2 protein-coding genes are annotated in these 3,416 nt (G+C 44.9%); both read left to right on the forward strand.

Features of this window, described 5'->3' with window-relative positions; genetic code table 11:
• Positions 1–136: 136 nt before the first annotated feature.
• Positions 137–838, forward strand: coding sequence for a DUF445 domain-containing protein (locus A2517_RS08985; protein ID WP_367187995.1), 702 nt, complete (start codon positions 137–139; stop codon positions 836–838).
• A gap of 76 nt (positions 839–914) precedes the next feature.
• On the forward strand, positions 915–3,416 hold a 2,502-nt coding region (locus A2517_RS08990), incomplete at its 3' end, for an AAA family ATPase (RefSeq protein WP_294896245.1).

The raw sequence follows: 3,416 nt of genomic DNA on the forward strand, positions 1-3,416 counted from the left end.
AGTGCTGCGAGTATGGCAGAGGTGTTATTTGATTTGAGGAGTGTGGACATTGAGTGCAAAATCATCTCCGACCTTTCAAATTTTCCGCAACTGTAACCTTTTTTGTATAATATGTGTATTAACTAAAGGAGTTTTGATGATTGATAAAGGATGGATAACAAATTTTATTGCACTAGGTTTGGTCGGAGTATCATTCACACAAGCAGGTATGACGGCAGATATTGTACGCAGTGGCGGATTGTTCGCCCTCTCCGGAGCGGTGACCAATCAGCTGGCTATCCATATGCTTTTCGAAAAAGTACCCTATCTTTACGGTTCGGGGATCATTATTGATCGGTTTGAATCGATACGAGAAGCGCTAAAAATACTTATTATGGAGCAGTTTTTCTCCCCTGAAAAAATTGAGAGTTTTGTCCAATCGCAAGAACGCACTTTCGATTTAACCCCCATTATTGAACAAACCGATTTTACCCCCGCCTACAATGCTTTGGTAAAAAGCGTGATGGAGTCAAGTTTGGGTGGGATGCTCGGAATGTTCGGCGGTGAAGCGATTATCGGAAAACTCAAAGAACCGTTTTTGGAGAAAATCAAAGCCTCCACGATTGAGATTTCTCGGAGTGAATCGTTTATGAATGCCCTTAACGCACAGATGCACCAAGGGAGTGGACATTTGAGTGAAACGATTGAGAGTATTGTTGTCTCCCGCCTTGCGGAACTGACGCCGATAATGGTAAAAGAGATGCTTCATGCGCTGATGAAAGAACATTTAGGATGGTTGGTTGTATGGGGCGGAGTCTTTGGCGGAATCATCGGAATCGTGTCGGCATTTTTACTATGAGTCATTGTGTTTAAAAGACTTGACAATAAGTGACTCAAAGTATTATAATTCTTCTAACTTACAATAAGGATTAACAATGAAGAAACTATTTGAAAAATTGACCCACCAAATGACCGAGATGATCGAGTCGTCGATCTCTTTAGCATTACACAATAAAAACAGTGAAGTAGAAGGAATCCATTTTTTATGGGCGTTGCTGGCTAACAGCAATTCGCCGCTCAATCAAGCATTGATCAAAATGAACGTGGATAAAACAGCGATTGAACTCGATGTTAAAAGTGCCGCTAAAAATCTCACTACGGCTTCTCACGTTACCAAAGAGAATATTGGACTCTCTCGTAATTTTGTTCAGGCTCTTCAGCGAGGTTCCGCTGAAATGGCGGTAAACGGGGATCAATTTATCGCGATCGATACGTTTTTAATGGGTAATTTAAACCATTCCCCCTTTAAAGAGATATTGGAAAAATATCTCAATGTATTTGAATTGCGTAAAACGTTCGAAGCGATGCGTGCAGGTCAAAAGATTGATTCTCAAACATCGGATGAAAATTTGGAATCGCTTTCCAAATACGGAATCGATTTAACTAAAGAAGCGGTAGAGGGGAAACTTTCTCCTGTCATCGGACGAGATGAAGAGATTTCTCGTATGATGCAGATTCTCATCCGAAAAACAAAAAACAATCCGATACTCCTCGGAGAACCGGGGGTAGGTAAAACAGCGCTTGTCGAGGGATTGGCACAGCGGATTGTGAACAAAGAGGTTCCGCTCTCTCTTCAAAACAAACGGGTCATTACTCTCGATATGAGTTCTTTGATTGCGGGAGCAAAATATCGGGGTGAGTTCGAAGATCGTCTGAAAGCCGTTATTGATGAGGTGAAAAAATCGGCCAACATCATCCTCTTTATCGATGAAATCCACACCATTGTCGGGGCGGGTGCATCGGAGGGTTCAATGGATGCCGCCAATATCCTCAAACCCGCCCTCGCGCGGGGAGAGCTGCACACGATCGGGGCAACGACACTTAAAGAGTACCGTAAATATTTCGAAAAAGATGCGGCACTTCAACGCCGGTTTCAACCGGTCAATGTGGATGAACCGAGTGTGAATCAGTCGTTGCAAATTTTGCGCGGACTGAAAGAGCGTCTTGAAGCACACCATAACGTTACCATTACCGATTCGGCATTGGTAGCTGCGGCAAAACTTTCCGATCGCTATATCAATGATCGATTTCTTCCTGATAAAGCGATCGATTTGATCGATGAAGCGGCAGCCGAGTTAAAAATGCAGATTGAGTCTGAGCCGAATGCCCTTGCCTCCGTTAAACGTCGCCAAACGAATCTTAACGTTGAACAAGAGGCGCTTAAAATGGAAGAGAGCGTCGCCAATACCAAACGACTTGAAGAGATTAAAAAAGAGCTTGCCGATGTGAGTGAAGAACGCCGCAGTCTGGATGCACAGTTCTCGCATGAAAAAGAGGTATTTAATTATATGGCGAAGCTCAAAGGGGAGCTTGAGTCGAAGCGGCGTGAAGCGGAGTTGGCAAAACAAAATGCCGATTTTAACAAAGCGGCAGAGATTGAATACGGTCAAATCCCTAAACTTTTCGAAGAAGAAACAGTGCTTCAGGAGAAATGGAAAAACATGATGGCGTCGGGGACGCTTCTTAAAAACAGTGTTGATGAAGCGTCAATTGCAGGGATCGTGAGCCGATGGACAAAAATCCCTGTCAACAAAATGCTCCAAAGTGAAAAAGATAAAATACTCCATATCGAGGATGAACTGAATCGTGATGTAGTAGGGCAGGAGAAGGCAACCCATGCGGTGGCCCGTGCGATCAAGCGGAACAAAGCGGGACTCTCCGATAAAAGCCGTCCTATCGGATCATTCTTGTTCCTTGGACCTACGGGGGTCGGAAAAACACAGACGGCGAAAACGTTGGCAAAATTTCTCTTTGACAGCAGTGAATCGATGATCCGTATCGATATGTCGGAGTATATGGAGAAACATGCCGTATCTCGTCTCGTCGGTGCCCCTCCGGGGTATGTGGGTTATGATGAGGGGGGACAGCTTACCGAGGCGGTGCGTCGTAAGCCTTACAGCGTTATATTGTTTGATGAGGTTGAGAAAGCCCATCCCGATGTCTTTAATGTCTTGTTACAGGTACTTGATGACGGGCGTCTGACTGATAACAAAGGGGTGGTGGTCGATTTCACCAATACGATCATCATCTTGACCTCCAACATCGCCAGCGACAAGATCATGGCGCATCACGGAGATCCTCAACTAGAAGAGATGGTACTCGGGGAACTCAAGCAACACTTTAAACCGGAGTTTTTGAACCGTCTGGATGATGTGGTGGTCTTTAATCCATTAGGCGAAGCGCAAATTCTCAGTATCGTCGATCTCTTCTTTAGAGACATTGCGGCAAAAGTGGTAGAGAGAGACATTACCCTCACCCTAAGCGATGCGGCAAAACGGTATATTGCGAGCGCGGGATTTGATCCGGTTTATGGGGCACGACCGCTTAAACGGGCACTCTATGAGATCGTCGAAGATCGTTTGGCGGACTTGATTCTC

It is taken from the genome of Sulfuricurvum sp. RIFOXYD12_FULL_44_77, from assembly GCF_001830725.1.
Taxonomy (GTDB): Bacteria; Campylobacterota; Campylobacteria; order Campylobacterales; family Sulfurimonadaceae; genus Sulfuricurvum; species Sulfuricurvum kujiense_A.